This window comes from Spirosoma litoris (assembly GCF_054776755.1).
The window spans coordinates 289,077-312,671 of record NZ_BAAHBI010000020.1; the positions used below are offsets into that span (position 1 = coordinate 289,077).

The 23,595-nt window shown below is 46.6% G+C and carries 14 protein-coding genes; 2 read left to right on the forward strand and 12 right to left on the reverse strand.

Features of this window, described 5'->3' with window-relative positions:
- Nucleotides 1–103: 103 nt before the first annotated feature.
- From ACYVGR_RS13380 to ACYVGR_RS13400, 5 genes are all read right to left on the reverse strand, one after another.
- Nucleotides 104–1,636: a RagB/SusD family nutrient uptake outer membrane protein gene (locus ACYVGR_RS13380; protein WP_460957367.1), complete on the reverse strand. Its 1,533-nt coding sequence runs from the start codon at nucleotides 1,634–1,636 to the stop codon at nucleotides 104–106.
- Between the two features lie 43 nt (nucleotides 1,637–1,679).
- A complete protein-coding gene (locus ACYVGR_RS13385; RefSeq protein WP_460957369.1) occupies nucleotides 1,680–5,111 on the reverse strand; it encodes a TonB-dependent receptor in 3,432 nt (1,143 codons plus the stop codon).
- 242 nt (nucleotides 5,112–5,353) lie between these two features.
- On the reverse strand, nucleotides 5,354–6,595 hold the full coding sequence (locus ACYVGR_RS13390; RefSeq protein ID WP_460957371.1) for a FecR family protein: 1,242 nt from the start codon (nucleotides 6,593–6,595) through the stop codon (nucleotides 5,354–5,356).
- A gap of 262 nt (nucleotides 6,596–6,857) precedes the next feature.
- Complete coding sequence (locus ACYVGR_RS13395; protein WP_460957373.1) at nucleotides 6,858–7,448, reverse strand: RNA polymerase sigma-70 factor; 591 nt, start codon at nucleotides 7,446–7,448, stop codon at nucleotides 6,858–6,860.
- Nucleotides 7,449–7,971: 523 nt separating this feature from the next.
- A complete protein-coding gene (locus tag ACYVGR_RS13400; protein ID WP_460957375.1) occupies nucleotides 7,972–10,599 on the reverse strand; it encodes a Kelch repeat-containing protein in 2,628 nt (875 codons plus the stop codon).
- A gap of 477 nt (nucleotides 10,600–11,076) precedes the next feature.
- On the opposite strand from ACYVGR_RS13400, the gene ACYVGR_RS13405 reads away from it, so the two are divergent.
- Nucleotides 11,077–12,456 carry a vanadium-dependent haloperoxidase gene (locus ACYVGR_RS13405; protein ID WP_460957377.1) on the forward strand — a complete coding sequence of 460 codons (1,380 nt, stop codon included), beginning with the start codon at nucleotides 11,077–11,079 and terminating at the stop codon, nucleotides 12,454–12,456.
- A 134-nt stretch (nucleotides 12,457–12,590) separates the two neighbouring features.
- On the opposite strand, the gene ACYVGR_RS13410 is transcribed toward ACYVGR_RS13405, so the two are convergent.
- From ACYVGR_RS13410 to ACYVGR_RS13435, 6 genes are all read right to left on the reverse strand, one after another.
- A complete protein-coding gene (locus tag ACYVGR_RS13410; protein ID WP_460957379.1) occupies nucleotides 12,591–12,983 on the reverse strand; it encodes a T9SS type A sorting domain-containing protein in 393 nt (130 codons plus the stop codon).
- A gap of 279 nt (nucleotides 12,984–13,262) precedes the next feature.
- Entirely contained in the window at nucleotides 13,263–15,692 is a 2,430-nt protein-coding gene (locus ACYVGR_RS13415) for a TonB-dependent receptor domain-containing protein (RefSeq protein WP_460957381.1), read from the reverse strand.
- A gap of 5 nt (nucleotides 15,693–15,697) precedes the next feature.
- The gene (locus ACYVGR_RS13420) at nucleotides 15,698–17,065 is read right to left on the reverse strand and encodes an HTTM domain-containing protein (RefSeq protein ID WP_460957383.1); all 1,368 of its coding nucleotides are present in this window, start codon (nucleotides 17,063–17,065) and stop codon (nucleotides 15,698–15,700) included.
- 4 nt (nucleotides 17,066–17,069) lie between these two features.
- The gene (locus tag ACYVGR_RS13425) at nucleotides 17,070–18,188 is read right to left on the reverse strand and encodes an imelysin family protein (protein ID WP_460957385.1); all 1,119 of its coding nucleotides are present in this window, start codon (nucleotides 18,186–18,188) and stop codon (nucleotides 17,070–17,072) included.
- Nucleotides 18,189–18,342: 154 nt separating this feature from the next.
- Nucleotides 18,343–19,443 (reverse strand): DUF4856 domain-containing protein, encoded by a 1,101-nt coding sequence (locus ACYVGR_RS13430; RefSeq protein WP_460957387.1) that lies wholly within the window; start codon nucleotides 19,441–19,443, stop codon nucleotides 18,343–18,345.
- Nucleotides 19,444–19,528: 85 nt separating this feature from the next.
- Entirely contained in the window at nucleotides 19,529–20,182 is a 654-nt protein-coding gene (locus tag ACYVGR_RS13435; protein WP_460957389.1) for a response regulator transcription factor, read from the reverse strand.
- 248 nt (nucleotides 20,183–20,430) lie between these two features.
- On the opposite strand from ACYVGR_RS13435, the gene ACYVGR_RS13440 reads away from it, so the two are divergent.
- On the forward strand, nucleotides 20,431–22,023 hold the full coding sequence (locus tag ACYVGR_RS13440) for a hydrolase (RefSeq protein WP_460957391.1): 1,593 nt from the start codon (nucleotides 20,431–20,433) through the stop codon (nucleotides 22,021–22,023).
- A gap of 250 nt (nucleotides 22,024–22,273) precedes the next feature.
- Here ACYVGR_RS13440 and ACYVGR_RS13445 read toward each other — a convergent pair whose 3' ends face one another.
- Nucleotides 22,274–23,515 carry an exo-beta-N-acetylmuramidase NamZ family protein gene (locus tag ACYVGR_RS13445; protein WP_460957393.1) on the reverse strand — a complete coding sequence of 414 codons (1,242 nt, stop codon included), beginning with the start codon at nucleotides 23,513–23,515 and terminating at the stop codon, nucleotides 22,274–22,276.
- Between the last annotated feature and the right edge of the window lie 80 nt (nucleotides 23,516–23,595).

Here is a 23,595-nt window from a genome sequence, read left to right on the forward strand (position 1 = left end):
TTTCCAAGCCAACCTATAATGAAAGAGCGAAAGAATGAATGAGTGAAAGAGCGGATAAGTTGATGCGACTGTTTTTCACTCTTTCATTCTTTCGCTCTTTCACTTAATATCCGTCATTCTGCGCCCAGCCCGGATTTCTGGACATTTCGTTCACTGGAATGGGGGCTAAATATTTCTGGGCAAAATTTGTATTCGCTGGAATTGGATTTTCGGCTGAACTTCGGGCGGCTACTATCTGGGGCAATAATTGTAACCGGACAATATCAAACCACCGCACACCAAACTCGCCCGCAAATTCATAGGCTCGTTCATACACGACCGCATCCCGGAAGGCAGTCGCCGAAAGACCCGTCGTTAGATCGGGCAAACCCGCCCGTTTTCGTACCTGATTGATGGCGCTATAGCTTGCCGCTGTTGGGCCACCGGCTGCCATGGCTGACGCTTCGGCATAGATTAACAGAACCTGCGGGTAGCGAATGACATCATACACTTTGTTCGTACTCGGATTGATGGCGTCAATAGTCGTTTCGGTTTCAGAAACGCCATCGCCATTTAAACCCGCCCGGAACTTCTTGTAATAGGGGTGACCCGCGTGCGTTTCGGGCGAATCCCAGGGAACCAGTTTAAACGTTTTTCCATCGGGTTGGCGTAGCTTGATCGTTGTGTAAAACGTAGCATCCGTCCGGGAACATTTGGGCGCGTTTTTGTAGAAATTGATTTCCGGATAATAATCATCCCAGCCACTCGATCCGTTCGTTGCGATTTCGTCGAGCGGTACAGAAGAAGACCCTGAACTCCGAAGCGGAAGCCCTCCGCTTACATTGTACTGAAAACCAAAAATAGACTCGGAGCTATTGTTCGTCGTGAACACGGTTGCGTAAGGCGTATTGAGGTTGTAAACGCCCGATTGCATGACCGAATTCGCTTCATCGGCCGCCAGTTTGTAATTGCTCTCCTGGTTTAGTGGCCAGCCCGTCATGCTCAGGTACACATCGGCCAGGAGTGAGCGGGCGGCCATCTGGTTCGCCTTGCCGGGTTGGTTCGGGAACGAGATGGGCAACAGCTCCTTCGCTTTCTGTAAATCACTGATGATAGCTGCGTACACTTTGTCGACCGGATCGCGGGGAGGACGGTCGTTCACATCGATCTGGGTCAGAATGATCGGGACAGGGCCGAATGTTCGAACCAGATAATAATAGCCCAATGCCCGCAGGAAATACGCCTGACCAGCTGCCTGATTTTTCAGAACATCCGTAGAACCCACTTTTGTATAGTTAGCAATTACGTTGTTCGCCTGATAGATGCCTTGCCAAGGACCTTGCCATTGGGCTACCAGACTGCCATTGCCGCTGCCACCACTCAGGCGGTCAAACAGCCGGAAATCTTCTTTATTCAGGCCGGGATCGGTGGTAAAATCATCTGAGCCAAAGTACGAGGTGCTTCGGTTTGTAAACCCCCAGGCGCCATCGCGTGCAAACTGGATATAGATAGCCGCCACGGATGCATCCAGATCCGACTGCGTTTTAAAATAGGTTCCGGGTGTCAAACTGCCTTTGGGATCTTCAATTAGACTCTGACAGCCGCTAACCAAAATCAAGGCAAGAAAGACAAGGAATAAGGAATATTTGGTGTTCATGGTTTTGTCTTCTGATTGAATGTTGTAATCGTACAAACAGCACTTACAGGCCAAGGCGTACGCCAATCGTATACGTTTTTGGGTTTGGTATAACGCCCATTTCCAGGCCCTGTGTGATGGCGTTCGTTCCGTTCGATACTTCGGGATCATAGCCAGGGTATTTGGTGATCATAAACAGGTTCTGACCACTCACGTACACTTCGAGGTTGCGGATTTTTGCCTTATTCAACAGATTACCAGGCACCCGGTAAGTAAGCGACAGGTTCTTCAGCTTGGTATAGCTGCCATCGTACACGTAACGGCTACTGTTGTTGAAGTTCTTGCTGGTATTGCTGAATGCCGGATTGTCGGTCTGATTTTGGGCTGTCCAGATGTTCAGCGCGTCCGTAGTGGTGGCGTTTCGCTGATCACCTAAACCGCCCCAGAGGTACGCCAGTGTCTGCGAGTAAATCTGGTTGCCGTGCGTTCCCTGGAACATGAAGCTAAGGGTAAAATTGCCGTAGCTAATGTCATTGATGAAACCGAACGAATATTTAGGCGTTCCGTTACCGATCGGTACTCGGTCGGCGGCTGTATAGGCATGATCACCGTTGACATCCACGTATTTGGCGTCACCAGGTTTCATCCCAAACTGAGCTGCCTGGTCGGCTTCGCTCGTTTTCCAGGTTCCCAGAAACTGATACCCGTAAAACTCGCCCAATGGCCGACCAACCCGCAGGATAGACGCACTGTTCAGCGCAGAACCAACGCCATTTACGATCACATTGTCGAGGCCACCCAGATCGGTTACTTTATTGCGATTAAAGGAGATGTTGAAATTGCTGGTCCAGCGGAGTTTGCCTGTTGCAATTGGGGTGCCACTGAGCGAAAATTCGAGCCCTTTGTTTTCAACACTACCAATGTTTCGAAGGTAATCGCCACCGCCCAAATAGAAGGGAGCCTGGTAGCTATACAAGAGGTTGGAAATGTTTTTCAAATAAGCATCGGCGGTAAATCGTAAGCGACCGTTCAGGAACGACGCGTCGATACCCGCATCATATTGAGACGTGGTTTCCCATTTCAGGCTATTGGATACGGGCGCTCCGAGCGGGGTTGCTACACTGGGGGTCTTGCCATCGTAATAATAAGCTGGTTGGCTTCCACCCGTGGTTATCTGTGCAATGGTGGCATAAGCCCCCACCGCCTGATTGCCCGTTTGCCCGTAACTTGTTCTGATTTTTAGGTCTGAAAACAATTTAGAGGTTTGTAGGAAACTTTCTTTCGACAAGTTCCAGGCCAGCGCCAGAGAAGGGAAGGTGCTATACTTCTCGGTCAAGTGCGAAGAGCCATCTACGCGTACGCTGGCCGTGAGCAGATACTTCTCTTTGTAGGCATAGTTGACCCGCCCCATATACGATTGCAGGGCGTCGGCAGAGTAGCCGGAAGAGGTCTGTTGTGTGCCACCCAGACTCAAATTGTAGTAGCCAAGTGCATAGGTCGACAGGCTGTTTGCACGAGCTGTTGCCGACATGCCCTGCCCCTGTTGCTGTTCGTACAGCGCTGTTACGGTAACGGCATGATCACCAAAATTGCCTTTGTAGGTCAGGAAGTTACTGTTCTGGAAATTCCAGTTTCTGGACGAATTAACCTGGGCATACAAGACCCCATTGCCCGTCCCCGGCCCAAACAACGTCTGGTTAAATGGCGAGGAAATCTGATAGGTCGTATTCGTGGTGAACGTCAATCCTTTCAGAATCTGGTACGTTAGTATACCAGTTCCCGCAATGTTTGTGTTCCGCCCTTCATCGAACTGACCAAGTGCCCGCGCTACGGGGCTGTACTGAATGGAGGCATAGGGCGCTGTATACACGAGCGCACCAGTTGTTGGATCGCGCACGGGCGAGGTTGGGTCCCATTCGGTTGCTTGCGTGAACGGATCGGTCAGGTCGCCCGAGTAGTTTGTATTGCGGTTCTGAGGAATTACAGCCGCTACGTTAAATTTCAGGTTGATCTTTTCGTTGATCTTGGCGTCGATATTTGCCCGCAAGGTGGCCCGTTTGTAATACTGGTTGAGAATTAAACCAGGCTGATCGAGGTAATTGGCTGAAATCAGATACCGCACCCCCGACGTACCACCTGATAAATCAATCTGGTAGTTTTGAATAAGCGGCTCCTGATGAAGTTCGCGTTGCCAGTCGGTGCCGCCGTTGGCTTTTAGTTGCTGGAGCCGATCATCCGAAAAAGCAGGCGGGTTGCCCGTCGAAGCAAACTGCGTATTAACTGTCCGCGCAAAGTCATAAGCATTCATCAGTGATAGTTCTCTGGGCATCATCCCTTTGCTGAACCACGTACTGAAATTAACCTTGGCTTTGCCTTCCTGACCCGACCGGGTGGTGATGAGAACGACACCGTTTGATCCCCGAGATCCATAAATCGCCGTTGCCGAAGCATCCTTTAGAATTTCCAGCGATTCAATATCGTTCGGGTTAAGTGACTCAATGTTTCCACCAATGAAGCCATCAATTACATACAACGGCTCATTAGAACCCGTGATTGAGTTGGCTCCCCTAATGCGAACGCTTAAACCACGGCCCGGCTGTCCGCTACTACTAGCGACAACAACTCCGGAAGTAGTGCCTTGTAACGCCTGTTCGACCCGAACCAGAGGCCGCTTGGCAATTTCTTTGGCCGTTACGGTACTGGTAGCGCCCGTTACGTCGCTCTTGCGTTGTTCGCCATAACCAACGACGACTACCTCCTGTAAACCGCGCTCACTGACCTTTAACGTTACATTTAAGGTTTCCTGATCGCCGGGCTTAACTTCCTGCGTTTCATAGCCTACGAAGCTGAAAACCAGCGTAGTCGATCGGTCGGGTATATCAAGCTGGAATTGGCCTCTTGGGTCTGTTGTGGTTCCGCGTTGCGTGCCTTTCACAACAATGCTGACGCCTGGTAAGACTTCGCCTTTTTCGTCGGTAACTTTACCAATGATCGGAATTAATAAGGGCCGGATAGTCTGTACGCGACCAACCAGTTGTTCGCTTGTTTTCCGTTCAAATTCCGCACTGGCATCCAGTTTCAGCCCAGCTTTAGCGTCGGGGAAAAGCGACGGTACCTCACTAACGGGTTTAAGGGTAGTAGCGCCCTCCTTCTTTTTAATAACGATGGTTTTGCTAACGATGGAATAGCTTAGTGGCTGGTTTTTAAATACTTCTTCCAGAACCGTTTCCAACGGCGTATTTTTCAGCCGAACCGTAACACGCTTGCTGCTGGCCAGCAGATTCGTTTGCAGGAAGAAGGAATAACCGCTCTGTTTTTCTAATTTATCCAGTACTTTTTCAAGCGGTGCATTCCGTTCATTAATTGAAACCAGCTGGCTATAACTAGCTGCGTATACGTGCAGACAGGCAATTAATAAGAATATGCTGATAAAATTGAGTCGCATAATCCATTTTCGTTTCGTATCCCGACTCATATGGAGTAGTCGGGGGGACATTCGATGCCTAAGCTGTGTCCATGCTTCTTGCTGACACAGCCGTAGGTAAAAAGTAGAATAATTCATACTTTTATGCTGGTTTTGGGGTTGGTAAAAACTTGTACGTCAACAGGTTTTGCTTTTCTGTTTTTTTGGGACAGAGAAATCCCAGCTTTTGCCGGAAGTGCTCGCAACACGTTCCGGCTTTTTTTATGGAATCCTCTGTGGCTATTCCGAGCCTTGCCCGGTTTAGCGATTGTCGATCAGGATTTTACGGTTATTTTTCTGCCTTCTATTTTAAAGTTGATACCACTTAACTGAAGAATCTGAAAAATCTGGGAGAGCGGTACGTCCCTCGAAATCTTACCTCTGAATTTTGTATCGGGCAGTTTACCCTGAAAATCAACTTCCACATCGTACCAGCGGGAAATCTGGCGCATGATGGTAGGGAGGTCGGTATCTTTAAACTGAAATTGCCCATTCTTCCAGGCTACGGCTTCTTCCAGGTCAGCTTTCGGAATCAGATTAAGCCTGCGCTTCGCATCGGCAGTTAACTGCGCCTGTTCGCCAGGTTTAAGGATAATCTCCGTTGAACTTTCTGCCCGATCTGGGCTTGTCTTAATAACCTTCACTTTGCCTTCCAGCAAAGTCGTTTTTACACTGCTTTCGTCGGCATAGCTGTTGATGTTGAAATGTGTGCCTAACACTTCGACAACCTGACTGGCTGAACGAACCCGGAAAGGCATAGCCTGCCTGTGGGCATTTTTCAGGGGCATTATTTCGAAATACGCTTCGCCCATAAGCGTCACGCTTCGCTCGTTACCAACGAATTTTGTGGGATATTTCAGCGATGAAGCCGCATTGAGCCAGACTTTACTCCCATCAGGAAGAATGATCCGAAACTTCCCACCGCGAGGGGTGGTAATGGTGTTATAACTGGACTTGGTTATAGGTGCTTCGGGCGAAGTCGCTGCTGAACTTTTGGCATATAACAATTGTCCATCAGCGGTTTTCGTGATCACTACGTCCGCCTGTTGGGCAATTTGACCATCTGCCACATCATCCAGAATTATTTTAGAGGCATCCGCTAATGTCAGAATTGCCTTACTACTACCGGGAGCAAAATCAGTTGGTTGTTGAGCAACTGGTTTGGTTGACTGCGATTGGCGATTGAAAGGATAGAGTAGTAGCCCTGCCAGAATGACAACGACAGCGGCTGCTGCGTAACGAAGTAAACGTTTACCTATATACGATCTACGGTCGGACGTATTGTACCCTGTCTCAGATACTATTTTCTCCCAGGCTTCTGCTTTGTCAGACGAACCGAATTTTGACAGTTCAGTATTAATAGTCGCTTCCTGGGTCAATTTGGTAAACAGTGCCCGATTATGATCGCTTTGAGCAATCCAATCCTCCAGCTCTTCCCGCTCCTGATCACTGAGTTCCCCTTTGAGGTATTTAGCGATCAAGTCACCCTGTCTAAAATAACGGCTATAATTTTCCATGGCATTGCTTTACTCCATAGAGACACGCAAACCAGGAAATAGGATAAAGCGAATATAAATTTTAATCTATTTTTTTTCGAGATAGGGAAAAATGAAGAATGTCGAGACGTTGAAACTGTTTCGTAGTTCATTTTAGGTCCTTTTCTAAACCATTATCACGGTAGTTTTTGTCATCTCGAAGGAGAGGTCTCAAGGTGGCGATTTTGAGATCTCTCCTTCGAGATGACAAAAAATCTATTTTGCGTAACCCTAAACAAGTTCATTACATCATATGGACACTGCCGATAGTGATTAAGATAGCAAATACCTCAGGTGAAAGCCGCATTCTGAGTAATTCAAGTGCCCGTTGTTTTTGCTTCTTAACGGTATTGATCGACATGTTTAATTCATCGGCAATTTCCTGATTCTTTTTGCCTTCCATATAACTCATCTCGGAGATCGTGCGGTAATTAGCGGGCAGTGCTTCAATGGCTGAATGCAGTTCAGCCATGACCTCGGAGGAGATGATCGCATCCATGATGGTCAGTTCTTCCATTTCTGGAAGGCCATGGTGCTCCCGATAGTCGTCAACAACTTTGTTATGTCGGATTACATTCAGGCTGGCATTTCGTACGGTACTGTAGAGGTAGTTTTTGATAGCCACTTTATTGGGAAATATGGCCTCTCGTTCCTGCCAATATTTTATAAATGCTTCCTGCGTGATGTCCTGTGCCTGCGCCTGATCCCATATTATTTGTACTGAAAAGTAGACAAGCCGATCATAAAATTCTTTAAAAAGAGAGTCTAGCTCTAGCGTCTCCGAAGCCGCCACTGGACTTTTTTTTGTCGAGGTCAGTTGCTTTAGCACACTCATAACAAGGTGAATTTTACGTAGAAAAAGCAGAAACGCTGGTTTAATACTTACTGCTAACTGCTAATCGATACAGTTTTTAACTCCGAATTAACCTAGCAGAATCAACTTGTGGCCCTTTTATTAGCCTGGTTGAAAAGAATACTATTCAGCCTATTCTGTGTTAATAATTTCAAAAATCCATTATTTTTCTGGATTAATTCGGCACTAAGTACAGTGTGGCCCCTTAATAAAATCTTAATAAAACCTTAATTTTTAGAAGTAGCCCGTCGAAGCGTGATTAAAATACAGTGAAATGGAGGTATGGCAGTTGGTCCATCTTGGCCCGTAGGGCCTTAACAGCATAGCGTCGGTAGTATAAGATTGCCTTAAGACAACCTGCGTGCCGTTAGGTACGCGACAGGTTCTGTACCTGACGGCACAGATGTTAGCTGCTTCATGTTTATTCTACCGACACTGCGCTGTTAAGGCCCTATGGGCCAAAATACGAAATAGGTAAACCCTCGTCTCTCGAATTCAACCGACCTTAGTCAATAATAGCCGAGAAGGGCTGTTCGTATTCTTCGCCATAAATAGTTTTATAGTCCCGAATAAACCGCTCGAAGGTGTTCTTGGCCAGCGTATGTTTTCCCATCAACGACAGGGCTTTACATTTTAAAATGATGGCATCTTCATTGACGGGATCATAATCAAAAATATAATTTGTAATCTGGATTAAAAGCTCCGGCTCCTCGCTGATCGTTAGCGTATTAGCATACTTTAGGAACGTATTGATAATCTTGTTGGAAATATCTGCCTTGAAGTCGTCTAACCAGTAATACTCCGTATTTTGGAGGAAAGGCCCCCGTTTCGTAAGCTCCCCTAACTCAATAATGGCCTGCTTCGTCAGAATGGTCTTGTCATTGATAATGGCCGTATATCGTTCATAATCAACATATAGTTGCTGGCTAAAATTAAATTCTATTTTCCAGTAGCCAGAGTCCTTGGAGAGCGAACAAAATTCCACTTTCTCTAACAGATTTCGCAGTTTCGTAATGTTGACCGAGCGATTATTACTGGCTTCCCGGCCCGACTTATCAGGCCAGAGAATTTCATTCAGCTTTTCGGAGGCTACTCCCCGTTGCTTACCTAAGCTATTAAGCGACAGCAGTAGAAAAAGCTCTTTCAACAGCGGAGTGAAGGATTTGGTTATATCGCTACCCGAGTGATCGAGTACCTGAAAGTTGCCAAAAAAGAAAATGCTGGATGTCAACGCTGATTCCGTTGGCAAGTCAGAGCGAGTTGACGGAATTTCCGGGGTTATTAGTAAAGCTGGTTGCGTCAAATTATCGACTAATAACGGCGGTTGTTGAACAGGAGCCGACTCCAGGTCATGTAGCTCAGCACTCTCTAAGCGACGATTCCGACGGGTATACAGGAAGACCGCTCCGCTAACTGCCAAGATAGCAAAGGCAAGCCACCAATAGGAGAGAATTGCTGCTTCTTCCTGATGTGTCTGCACGGTCAGGGTATTGGGAGGGAATGAAATCGAATAGAGTTTTACGTCCGTTGTATTGGTATCCTCGTTCTGATATAATGTAACAGCGATTAGTTTTTGGCTGACTGGACAGTAGTACAAATCAGCGTACGAGTGAATATCATGAAACGAATAAGGTATAGGGGTTCCCAACACTTCGTACGATGGCGTCTTTAAAGACCCTCGAATCAGCTGCAACTGAGCCTTGAACTGCTGATTGGGGAAGATAAGTCCGTAATACTGCTTCGATTTTGCGTCGATCATCAACGAGTTGGCGAAGGCAAAATCCGTTTTTGGAACAGTTAACTCATAGACCTTTCGGAAGGTATTTTGCCTAACCAGATATTCTAATAAATCGTACGAATTTTTAGGGTTAAGCATCTGCTCTCCCGTTAGACTTCCATAGCCTCCTATTATATAAGCCGTATCAATCGAAGAAGTTGTTCCCAAAGCAGCGAGGTAACGTGGTGTATATACGTTGCTGTTCGAACTAATTGTATCCCATGTTCTGGAGGCAAAATGGTAGCGCAGAATACTGTTTTTATACGTTAACTGGCCATAACCGCCTAAAATGTACAGTGACGAATCAAATCGGGAAATGAATTTATTCGCGTGCCAGTATTCCGTTACCTTAACCGCATTTGGGGTAATGGTCTCGACAGTCCAGTCGTTAGTGGCTGGGTTGCAACTATATACGGACTTTTGATCGACAAAATAGCTATAGAGTCGGCCAGTAAACGGATTATAAATGGCCTGACTACCCTGAAACAGATTTTGGGGAGGGTTTTTATGGAGCTGTGCAGTAGTCCGATGCGTCGGAACGGCGTATTGATATAGCTTATCGGAACCAATCACGTAAACTGTTTCGGTAATGGGGTCAAAAGTAACGCTCGCGTTGCCTTTTAAGGTAAGCTGATCCGCCTTTTTCCATTCAGTATGCAAGGATTTGATCCAGATGGGGTTTTTGACCGTAGCTAGCTGTCCACCAACCTCATCTCTGGCTATTAGGCCATTCACTTCCTGCAACGGCCAGTAATGTTTTCGCTGGCCATTTTCTGTCAGAACAATGTCTTTGATGTTCATGGGAGGCAAGTCTTTCGATTTGAATTGCCCAAACTCATTGCTGCCAAAAAACAGTTTGAAACACCCGCTCTCATTAAAAGGTACATGATCCTTACTAATCACTTTATGGTTGACAGACACAAGCAACGATCGCTGGTTAAGATCCCAGTTGATGGTAAAGTGATTCCATTTGTTAAACAGCGTTACCGAATCAATTTGAATTACCGATTGGGCCAGACGACCACCAATAATCAGTTTGAAGCTCTTGGACTTCTGATCGTACAGGAGATCAAGATTTTGCTTGTCATCCTGAATAATTCTGAAGATATAGCCAAAGTACGTTTGATAATTGGGGACTAGCGCCAGATCAAACGAAACCTCGACAATGCCCTTAAGACACAGCGGATGGTCAGGGGTAAGATTCAGGGAAGTACGACTATCTTGGATTTCTTCATGTCCTACAAAATGTAATCCGTACGATTGGGCACGAATGGTGGTCGAAGCCATCAATAGCGCAACTACGCAGTAAGCGATATCGCGTACGAATCGATGATATATATACCGATAGATTGTCAAGGTTCTTCTGGTTGCTAATCGTATTCAACTTCTATAACGGGAAAGCTAAGTGCTGGTTCGTTGCTTTCTACTGAACACACAAGTATATGCTCTGCTCTATAGCCTATTGCCTCTAATTTATTGGATATTCATTAGCTATCAAAATGAGCAATGCTTACTGAATCTAATTAGAAAATTTACAAAATATAACTTTTAAGTCTAATTAGTAAAAGTACCAGACGGATAGAATAAACATCAATGAAGCTTCGAGCTGCCTTTGTATAGCGAGTCGTAATTTGTCGGTATTGCTTGAGTTTATTGAACTATCGCTCTGTTCTCCTGAAGGTCTGGCCAGTTGTGATCCTTGTATAAATGTTAATTTATTCCCAATCTGGCAGGATTTTTGTCTGCCTACAAATTAGTTAGTAACAACGGAGCCATCTCATGAAACAATTTATTCAAATTTGTATATTTCAAGTTTGTCTAGTATGTAGTTATGTGTCTATTACTCAGGCTCAATCAATTAATACAGGCGCGACCTCCTCTTCAGTGGCTACTACCTGGGCTGACATGACGGTGCGAGTCATGACCAGAGCGCCGAAGAATACACCTACTTATGGGTCTCGGGCGATTGGGTATCTGGGGCTGACTATGTACGAAACCGTTGTCCATTCAGCGCCCAAAAATCGATCAATCATTCGTCAACTAGTCGACACACTCGCCTTGCCTAAAGTTGATCCGAAAAAAGCGTATTGTTGGGAATTGGCGCTCAACGCCGGTCAGGCTTATATGCTCAAAGCGTTTTATGCCTATACCGAAAAAACGCAACCAATCGACTCCCTAGAGCAGGAAATTCATGACCGATATGCAGCTCAGTTTAGTCTGGATGTTGTTGAGCGGTCTGAAAAATATGGGAAAGCCATTGCTGCTAAAATTTACCAGTGGGCAAAAAATGATGGCGGGCACGAAGGCTATTTACGCAATTTTCCCGCAGATTTTGTGCGACCAAATGGAGAGGGATTGTGGGTACCACCTGCCATTGGACAATCGAATACAAAAATTCCCATGCATCCAACCTGGGGCCAGAATCGGACATTCTCTCGCCGAAATCAGGAATTGCCGATGCCAAAGCCCCTGGAATATTCGACCGATACAACCAGTTTGTATTACAAACACTATAAAGAAGTAGTTGATCGTAATCGAACGCTTACTGAGGCCGATCGGGCAATTGTGATGTGGTGGGGCGATGACCCTACTGAAACCTGCTCTCCTCCTGGCCACTCGTATAATTTGGGTAGCATTGCGATTTGGAACAGTTCTGCTGATCTGGTGAAAGCCGCTGAAACCTATGCCCGAATTGGGATGGCAGTGGCCGATGCTTTCATTATCTGCTGGAAAGTGAAATTTGCTTACAATGTGGAGCGCCCCTCATCATACGCCCAGAACATACTTCGTCCGAATGGCAAAAATGGCCAATGGTGGCCTCAATGGTTACCGTTCTTTCTAGAGCCACCTTTTCCGTCGTTCTATTCCGGTCATGCTGTTCAGTCGGCGGCTACTGCTACTGTGCTGACAGCGCTATACGGTACTAGTTTTCCCTTCACGGATGATACCCACGTCACTCGCCCCGATCTCGTATATACGTATCGCCATGAACTACCTGACAAACCAACGCAGGCGGATTATACCGCTTATTTTAACTCGTATACCAACAAACTGAAGTATAAATCCCGGCACTATAAATCATTTTGGGACGCGGCTCAGGAATGTGCTGAATCCCGGTTAATGGGCGGTATTCATACCCGTTACGACAACGAAGTAGGTTTAGTTGAAGGAGTTAAGATTGGGGGAAATATTAACGCATTGAAATGGCACTAAAGAGCAATAGTACTCAAGTGCTTTACATCTGAATTGATCAACATGCGTCCTCCCGAATTTTGAGAAGCTTCTAACAAAATTCGGGAGGACGCATGTTGATTAAGGGTATGGCGAATAGATCAGATAGAGCGCTATTAGTTGATGGCTACCAATCGGCTGATATCCTGGGGTTTCGGGGTTCCCAGCGTTACCGTGTGTTGAGTGGTTTGCTTGCCGTCGGTGATGCTCAATTGATAAGCTCCGTCAGGTAAGTCACTCATATCGAGCTGTAAGCGAACAGCGGTTTCTTGTTTACCCACTCGTTTCACAAAGAACAGTTGCCCAGTGCCATCGGCCAACCGAATCTGGATAGCATGACCCGTTTGTTTATCCAGAGCGATCTGCAATTTGCCCGCCTTATTGGTATAGATGCCACTTTGGAAAGCAGGGCTTGGTTGAGCGTTGGCAGGAGCTTGAGCGAACGTAGTATAGGCAGTGGTGATCACCAGGGTGAAAGCAACAAGCAGGGGTTTGATGAGCGTTTTCATGACCTTATTGTATTTGTGTTTGTGTTTCGTTTTTGAACAGGTCAAAGGTCGGGTGGTTTTGGGAAAGGCATTATCTCAAATGAGTCAATTACTAGCACTTTTGAGCTAATGCGGCTCGTCGAGCGATGGAGCTAGTGCTTTGGCAAAATAGAATCCCCTAGAATCTATTTTGCTAATAATCAATAATCAATGCCTAGACTATCAATTAGAATCAACCGCGCGGGCGAACCCGAGAATCTCTAGAATCTAAATTGGACAAGTACTAGCTAAAGCTGGGAATTAGAGCTTGACCTGCACTGTCAGGAAAAAGCTGCGGGCATCGGCAGGGATGATACCGGGGCCAGGATAACTATCGGCACGGCGGGTGAAATAGCGGGCGTTCGCCAGGTTGTTAATCGAGCCTTGTAGCATGAAAACTTTGCTCAGTTTGTATTGTCCCGACAGGTCCATGACGGTATAGGCCGGAACAAGTCCATCAATGGCATTGGCCAGAAAGACGGCGTTGGTGGCATCAGTAAACTGGTTGCTGGTGTAAGCGAGCTGATAGGTAGCGGACAGGCGTTTGTGCTGAAAAGATAAGCCCGTTTTGAAAATCACATCGGGTGCCAGTTCCACTTTTTTGTCGCGGTAGGCCGGTTCGTCGCTGTTAATGTAACGGGCGTTGATCAGGGCGAGATTGGTAAATACCGAAAGCCTGGTGCGACTGTTTTGTTTGTCGATGAAATGCAACAGTTCCAGTTCGGCGAACGACTCCAGGCCGAGACTTCTGGATTGGGAAACATTGGTCCGATAGCGATAAATATTAAACGTTACGGGGTCCGACTTTTGCACCGTCCCGATTCGGTTGGCATAGTTGATCGTGAATAAACTCACATCGTAATTTAGAGTGCCAGACAAGTTGCCGCGTACGCCAATATCGGCCGAATAGCCCCGTTCGTCCTGTAGGTTTGGATCGACCTGAATATTGGGGTTTACGGAACGGATATCGTTGAAATTAATGGCCCGGTAATTCTGTGAAATGTTGGCGTAAACCTGAAGCGCCTGATTCTGGAAATAACTCAGACCGATACCACCGATCAGAAAATGCCGGACATTGTTTTTATGTTCCTCGATCCGCTGATTGAAAATCACATTACCCGCCTGATCTTTATTGATCACCGAATAGAAACCGTCCGCTTTCGTGGTAATATTTTCAAATCGAATGCCGGGAATGATGCTTAGCTTGGAGTTGACCCGCAGGATGTGTTCCGCAAACAACGCCAGATTGTAGTTTGGAAATGTATACTGCGAGTAGGCATAATCGGCCAGATTGACGAACATGAAGTCGGCAGGAGTGCCGGTCGAATTGCTATTGCCAAGCCCCTGTGATCGATCCGTATTACCCCGATAATACCGCAGTCCGACCAACAGATTCTGTGGGTTACCATTTAACTTGTAGGTGTATAACAATCGGCTTTCGTTGCCATAATTATTATAATTATCCTTGTACAAATCGCGGGACAGACCCGGATCTAAGCGGTTGATATAATCCAGATTGCCCAGTGCAAACCGACCAGCAGCCAGACCAAAAAAGCGGGAGTTAAACTTCAGGCGGTCGCTGATCTGATAATCCAGTATGGCAGCTCCCAGATTCCAGTTGACGTTAAACCAGTTCCGTGCCCGAACGGATTGGTGCGGATCAATAGCAAACTGCGCATCCGTCAAACCTCCGGGCTGGTGAGCGAGGTAGTTCATGTAGGTATACTGAACCGTAAGCGACAGCTTGTTCGTGAAGGCATAGGTGGCGGATGCGTAAGCGGTGTTCACGTTAAACTCCGAGTTAGGTCGCCAGCCGTTGCCTGATTTATGTTGGAAGAAGGTGTAATATTGCAGCTTTTTAACGGTGCCGCCAATGCTGTTAGTCGTGTTAAAAAATCCCCACGATCCCGCAGTTGCCCGCGATATTACTTCAATGGGTTTATTGAGCGGGCCTTCTTTCAGTTTGAAGTTGATAAGCCCCCCGAATTGCGTTCCGTATTGTAGAGAAGAAGCGCCCCGCAGTATTTCAATCCGGTCGGTTAATTCGGCGGGTGGCGAATAGTAACTTTCTGGGTATCCCAGAGCGTCGGCGCTGATGTCATAACCATTCTGACGGGTGTTGAAGTTGGTTACCCGGTTGGGATTAAGGCCCCGTCCGCCGATGCCTAACTGAATGCCAGCCCCGTCGTTTTCCCAGATGTTGAGCCCGGCGACTTTGGCATAAATCTGCCTACTGTTGTTAGTCGCTTTATTGGCCGTAATATCGTCCAGTACGATTACCTCACTTTTTTTACCCGCATTGATAGTGGTTCCTTCTATCGCATTTAGGCGAGTGATGCCGAACGTTTTACTTTTTTCAGCCCTCACTTCAACACTTGTCAATTGCTGAATAGATTCTTCTAATGTTAGATTAATGGTCTGATTGTTAGTGAGTTTGAGCGTACGGGCTGCCGACTTATATCCAACCGCCGACACTTCAAGCGTGTAATCGCCAGGTTTTATTTTTTTTAAGCGGTAGCTGCCTGATGAATCACAAACCGTAGCATAGTCGGTGTTGGTTAATACAAGGGAGGCATTGGGAATGCCTTCGCCTAAAGCTGTTTTTACGTACCCCTTCACCGTGAAGGTTTGGGCCAGTACGGGTGAGGTTATCGTTAGAATCAGGAAAAGTAGTATACCGTTTTTGTTCATGCTGCTTATTGGCGAAAAGGCAGAATCCAGGCTTTGTGGCCAAAAGTTTCCTGTTCTGTCGCCAGATTAATCGTACTGTCAATATAAAGACGGCTGCCGCTGCCATTGAGCGTTACGTAGCTTTCGGCCGTTACAATTGGATTTTTGATTCCTTTTTGCTCATACTCTTTAGCCAGAAAATGAGCGTATTGCAGAATCATATCGGGCTGTGTAGCCATCATCGTTTCCTGCAAAGGAGTCAGATACTGTGCGTTAACGATTTCGGATTGCCGCCCGGTTGCGGGATCTTTTACGTGGAAAAAAGCCGTTCCGCCTTTTTCCATGAGCATGACTCGCCACGAGAATCGATAGCCTTCTTCGGTCCAGTATAGTTTTCCCGGATATAATAGAAAACGGAAAGGAAGTAGTAGTTGAATCGTAAAATGCAGCCCCAACACGGCCCAAACCAGGTTTTGCTGCCTATCCGAAAGATGATAGATACGTTGGATTGCCTTCGACTGAGGTTTCGGTGCTAAGAGTAGTTTCCGCAGGAAAGTAATGATTCGTAAGTGAGTATCAACCGAAAAGAAAATCGGCGTTACGGCAATCATGATGTACGGAAACACGCCTATTTTAAAGAGCAAACCCGTAGCCAGATGGAAAAGGACAACAAAGGCATAAGCTGGTTTTCGGGTTTTATCCCATAACAGAAAAAAGCCTACGCCCAGATCGAACAAAGCCCCGAACCAGCTAAAAGCATACGCCACCCATAGTTGCGTTAGCCAGGGGCCGATAATGGGTAAGTGACTATTGGCCGGCAACCATATTCTGAGCGGAAGAGCGGCCATCAGCCAGTCATAATTGAGTTTGGATAGTCCCGCAAAAAAATAGACCAGCAGCAGCTGGAGCTTAAAAATGGAGACTGTCCAGGCAGGAACCTGCGTAACGGTAAGCAGGGGCTTACGGAAAACATCAACCGAAAAATACCGATTGGCAGGAACCAGTATCAACAGAAACGCAATGATGCTGATGAAGTAGTAATGGTTGAGATAGGTAGTCTTATCAATGAGTTCTACGTACATAAAGCACAGGAAAAACGTCAGGATAGCCACCCGATAAAACAAACCCAGGGCAATCAAAAGTGACGAAACGATGAGCAGCCCGAACAGACAATACATGCCTGTTTCGCCGAGTGGCTGTACGCTTTCGAACCCGTAAAACGTGAAATGAAACTTCGGTTTGACATAGAAAGCATACACCCAGCCCTTCAGCACAAAACGAATGGTGCTCAATAGCATAATGCTCCCGAAGGCGATCCTGAAGACGGCCAGGGGAGCAATGTGCTGATGCCCAATAAAAAAGGAGCGCATTCTCTCCTTCAGGGAGTCGGACATAACCTTAATCGCCGTCGTTATCGCCGTAGGTTATCAGAATGCCTAATGAGGAGGTCATATCTGTTTTGAGCAACACGAGTAGCTTTTGTAATTCGGTATAGGTAGTAGTAACAGAGGTTGGGTTCGTTTTGATGGCATCGGATAACGGATCAGACAAGGTTTGCAACTTAGCCGTAGCTGTGGCAAACTGCGCCTTGATTACATCATTCAGCGAGCCACCAGTGCTTGATTTAGCCCCTATCTGTGTCAAATAATCGTCGAATCCCAACCCATCTCCCTGTGCGCTTTTACCCAGGTAAATATTCTGAAACGCCTGTAGATGTAGCAAAGCTAGTTGGACCGACATTTTTGAATAATACCCCTGCACCTTTTCGGGGTAGGTAACGCCCATCGATTGTATACCCGCTGGAATACCAACCTCGTAATTTTTGAATACGTCGAAATCGTAATCTAACTGATTGACTAGCTGGCCTGTAGAGCTGCCAACATCCGTACCGGTTGCATTGAGAAACGTAGCGGTATAGCCCGAATTCCAGGCGTTTACCACGGTTGTAATATTCGTTTTTAGTTCGGCAGATAAGGCTGCCAGATAGGCTTTCCGATTGGCCGCTTTGCTGTCAGTAGTATATTGTACGAGGATGGCGTTGTTATCAGCTCCTACACCAAACAGCAAATAATCGAGTGCCGGAAGTCCCTTTGCGGCCAGGTTGGCTAACAACACCGGGTTGTAAGTTCCCGAACTAATATTGCTATTGATCTGAGCAACATCGGTAGGGTAGGTGTTTGTGTTGACCCGCAAGTTTGCCTGATCGGCTGGTCCAAAACCAAAGGCCGATGTTGCCTGCCACTGTTTATAAGCGGCCTGAAAGGCTGTCTGTAAAGCTGTTAGTTTAGCCGCGTCGGGGCTGGCGTTAAAGGCCGTGACAGCCGCATCCAGATTGGTGACTGTTGTCTGAAAGGCGGTATAAGCCGGAAGAATCAGGTTGGTACTCAGATTGGTTAGCATAGCCTTCCGGTCAAATGAAGTGGCGACCGGCGTCTGGTCATCACTTGATTTCGAACAGGACTGGGCTCCGATAATGAGTCCGGTCGCGGCTAAGGCTATAAGAATGAATGTACGCATTTCAGGTTGTTTTTATGGTAGAAAACCATCCACACCCGTCTGGCATGGATGGTTTAGTCAAGTTTAGATTCTATTGATTCTGTGGATTTTATTGATTCTTTAGAGGCTATTGAGAATCCACAAAATCACAGAATCTAAAGAATCAATAGAATGCTTACAGTATGTCTTTTACTGAATCAAAGTCATATTGCTTGGCAATGGCATCTCTGATATTGTTGACATCTGTCAGCGTCAGGTCGTAGAAATTTTTAGGAAATAAAGCCAGTATAGCGTCGATTTGGGCATCGGTGATTTTGCGCTTTGGGTTGTATTTCAACGAGTACACAAACCCATAGCATTCTGAAAGGCGGCTGTTTCTCACGATGTTATCACTGATCGACTCTTTCACTTCTTTCACTTCCTGAAGTGCGGCTGCTCCGACTACTCGTTCAAAAGCCTCTAAAATGATGGTAGCCTGCGCCTGATACGTTTTGGTGTCCTTATTGCTGATCGCAGCCCGACCTTTTAGGAAAGCATCCATGAATATCTTATTGGCATGGTAACCCGAATCGACCTGAGTTGTGTAGCTGCCCCATAATTTAGCCCCCGTTTTATTGGTCGGAAAGTCGATAGGAACACCCCAATAGCCAAACGCCAGGTCCCAGGCATGTTCCAGCGCTGTTCCTTTACCGGTTGTTACGGTCGCATTATCGAGCGAATTATTGATGGCCGCAGGCATATAATTATTCGCGATCTGATAACAGATCAGTCCGCCCATCATGGTTTTGTTAAACACCTGCGCATAGTTGACACCCGTTGCGGTCAACGCATATTTCGATGCTGCATTGGCCGAACTAACTCCTACACCGGCAACACCCCGGCTAGCGGGTTTGCCTGTTTTGCTAACCGCTACCAGACTGTCGATAAATCGATTGACATCCGTTTGTAACAGCGAATAGCACTGATCTTTTAGTTGCAAGCCTGACGTATTATAGGTTAATGAAGTTGAGAACGGTGAACTGGTATTGGTAAACATGTTTTTCAATTTGTCTCCATCCAGCGTACCTGTAAGTGCACTCTTCATCAGGTTCGACATTTCAGTAACCATGCCCAAACGAGTGGTTGATTCCGAATAATCGACATTGGTAAAATTATAGGTGGTTGGTACTGTATATACCGGAACTGCATCAACTGTAGTGGGATTGTCTTCCTTGCAACTTACGGCAAGTAATAGAACGGCAGAAAAAGCGCTGAGTGCTAGAAGTGATCGCTTCATTATGACTTTGGATATGTAGACAATTATTTCGAGCACAAAAGTAGAGTTCGCACTAAGGGCTATCAATACCCCCGAGGGGGTATATTTATAATAGGTCTAAATAAGATATATCATTTAATGTGCTGATTGTCAGTACTAGTTCGGATGCATTTTTGAACGTGAAGCCCATCTTTTTGATGATGTTCTTCCGATGTGTTTTTATGGTATGGATGCTCAAAAAGAGTTTCTCCGCGATTTCTTTGTTTGTCTTACCGTCTGCGATCAAATTGACGATTTCCGTTTCACGGGCTGATAAAGCGGGGCCTTCTTCGGTTTGGTGAAGAATTGGCTGATTATCAAAAAGCAGCTCTACAGTCTTGGTACAGAGGAATTTATTGCCTTTCGCGGTGGCGTGAACGGCTCTAATGATCTCTTCTGGATTACATTCTTTGGAAATATGATTCCTGAGCCCCTGATTGATTGCCTGGAGAAGTTCAGCTCTGGAATGGCGGTTCGATACCACCAAAACCTTCTTTAAGACGGAGGCTTCCGGGCTGTTTTTTAATGTATCGATACTAAAATGAGCATCATAATGGGTATCGATCAGGATGACATCCGGGTTCAGATCAGCAATGAGTTGCATAAGCTCCGGCGAGGTAGTCGCCTGGCCTGTAACATGTATATCTTGCGTAGTAGATAGGATGTTAACCAAACCCTCTCGTGTCAATGACTGATTATCAGCAATTAGGACAGAGATCATGTAGGCTTTATTTTATTTATTCTTGTTATAAACAGTAGTGCGAAGATGAGGCTTTTAAGGTTGCTTGATGTTAAAAAGTCATTAATGACACAAGGAGAGGCTCGTTTATGCCTATTCTGACGGATGTGTTTTTTAGAATAAGGATACCCAATAGCTGGTAACGATAATATAGCAAGGCTCTTAGTAAACGGTACTGTTGCGATCCCGATGCTTTTGTATGTTTATCTGTTAATTAAAACATCCAGCTTATGCTCAAATTCAGTAAGTTCAACAGCTTTTATGTAGCCTGTGGTATCATGGGCTCGTTATTAGTAGGCTGTCATTCGCTCAACGAATTGACGCCGAGTGTCAACAAAGACACTCCTTCAGGAGCAGCCCGCGTACTGTCGGTATCGCTATCCGAAGGTTTTGAAGTTGGTTCAACCAGCCCTAAAACGGCTTACGATGTTTCTCCCACGGGCTCGTCGAGTGGCGATAACGTTACCTTGCCCTCTGGTTCCTGGAACATGTACGACGCGCTGGTTGGCAATTTGAGTGGCGATAAAAAAGCGGGTTCCTGGTCGGCACGAATTCGGAATACGGGTAAAATCACAATGCTGTTCGACGTGACGTCAGGAGTTAGTACCATCACGGTCAAACACGCAACCTATACCGGCGATACGTCGAGCGATTGGGGGTTGTGGTATTCGACTAACAGTGGCAGTACCTGGACACAGTCGGGGTCAAATGTTAGCACGACGACAACATTGCAGACGCAAACATTTACCCTGAATGTAACTGGAACAGTCCGGCTGGAAATTCGGAAAGCAACAGGATCTTCGAACCGGATTAATATTGATGATATTACCATCAATGACAATTCGGGTGGCGGTACGCCAACGGGCAAAAAGTTTTTGTTTGATGCCAGCAAGCGTGAAAACGCCGGTAGTGCCGATTGGCAGATCGACGCCGATGGAACCGAGAGCGTCCCCATTTATACAGGTGGAACAACCGTCGAAACGAAGGCGCAACGCACGCCCACCCCTTCGTATACAGGTATTACAGCAAGCACCTCCGAAACCTATTGGAAAGGTGGTATTTCGGCCTGGGCGGTTGATCTGGTTAAGCGAGGTAACCTGGTTGAAACGCTGCCTGTTGGTGCCTCGATCACTTACGGTAATACTGCAAATGTGCAGGATTTGAGCAATTATGATGTATACGTAGTTGTCGAACCGAACCGCCTGTTTACGGCTGCTGAAAAAACTGCGATCATGAATTTCGTTTCCAACGGGGGCGGACTCATGATGGTGGCCGACCACACCGCTCCGTCGCTAACCGGTACCGATCCCAATGGCTACAATCCATCTGACCGAGACGGCGATGGCGCCGATTCGCCCCGCGTCTGGAACGACCTCATGTCGAACAATGGCATCAATAACAACAAGCCATTTGGCTTCAATATTGACTATGTCGACATTAGCGAGCAGCCAACGACCAAAGTGTATACGGGCACGAATACCAATGCGCAGAAAGTCTTGGGAGGGATTGCGGGTACAGCCTCAAAACTGGCTTTCTATAACGGGACAACAGCAACCCTCTATCCTGCCAATAATGCCAACGTACAAGGTCTATTCTGGCGGATGAGTGGCACAGTGGGTAGTAATACTAACGTAATGGCGCTGCTGTCCACCTACGGAACTGGTCGCGTCGTCTTCATCGGCGATAGCTCCCCTGCCGATGATGGAACCGGCGACACAAACGATACGCTGTTTAATGGTTGGTCGGGCGATGCGCCATCGGGCTATACCTCGCACCCCGCCTTGCATATCAATGCGTCGTTATGGCTGGCTAAGATTCAGTAGTTAGGGTTTAAACACATGGGCACAGAGTCCACAGAGAATTGACGAAATAACTCTGTGTACTCTGTGCCCATGTGTTTAGAAATTCTGAGCCTGTTTAGGATTTCAGTTCGAGAGCATTTTTGTCATCCCGACGCAGGAGGGATCTTCTGTAGCCGGAGGTTTTCAGCCTTACCCGAAGATCCCTCCTGCGTCGGGATGACAAAAATCACTCAACCCTTATCCTTTTTTCAAAATCCTAAACAGGTTCTCTTTAAGGATAAAGCAAATACTTCTTTCGCATTTGTTTATAAGCCGATAAGCCCGGCTCCCAACTCTTCCGGATTTCTTTTTCGGAAACGCCCGCAATGATTTGCTTCTGAAGTGCTTCGTTACCACTTCGGAAGTTAAAATTGCCGATTTGTTTGCTATAGCTCGTGTCGAAAAAACGGGCTTTGTCGGGGTAGGCTTTGTATAACTCCATCAGCCATTGCAGATTGAGTTGCCGGGTTTTGCGAAAGATATTGGTGTCGTATTTTCGTAAGTCAAGGCCATAGCAATCTTCATTCTGATGGAGCGGTGTTTCGCTCATGCCTTTGATACTGACGGGCTTAAACGAGAATGGATAGATGCCTTTGAGAGCAGGTGCGCCAAGCACCGTGAAGGGCATATAGGTACCGCGCCCCTGGCTGATGATCGTTCCTTCGAACCAGCAAGTGCTGGGGTACAGCATGATCGACTGCTGCGTATTCAGGTTCGGCGAGGGCAATACCGGTAACGTATAGGGCATATCGTGCGTGTAGTTCGCCACCTTGATGATTTTGAGTTTACACAAGTTCTTGCCCGGTAAGCCGCCCCAACCTTCGCCATTAATCATCTGGGCAAATTCGGCAATGGTGCAGCCATGTGTGATTGGAATGGGGTGCATCCCGATGCCCGAATACAGGTGTTTTTCCAAAATAGGGCCGTCAATAATAAAGCCGTTCGGGTTAGGACGGTCCAGAATCATCAACTCTTTACCATGTTCGGCGCAGGCTTCCATCACGTGGTTGAGCGTGTTGATGTAGGTGTAAAAACGGCAACCCACATCCTGAATATCGAATACCATCAGGTCGATATTGGCCAGTTGCTCTTTGGATGGTTTCTTGTTTTTACCGTACAGCGAAATAATAGGAATTCCTGTTTTTTCATCGACAGCATCGTCCACTTTAGCCCCGTTACTGGCATTTCCCCGAAAGCCATGTTCAGGGCCAAAAACAGCTACGATGTTGATCCCTAGACTCACTAAGCTGTCCACACTAGGTTTGCTGCCAATGATAGACGTCTGATTAACAACCATGCCAATCCGTTTGCCCTTCAGATAAGGGAGGTACGCCGAAACCTGATCGGCTCCGGTCACGATCTTGCTGGCTTCGGGCGTAGCGATTGTCGGCTCTGGCTGGAACAAGTCTGGACGATTGGCCGGATACAGGCAAACGAGGAATAGCGGAAGTAAAACGAGGGCGAATGTTTTCATGAACAAAGCGTCGATAATAAGGAACAACAGAACGCTGATTTTTAAGATAATTAAGATTTACGCAGATTTCAATTATGTAA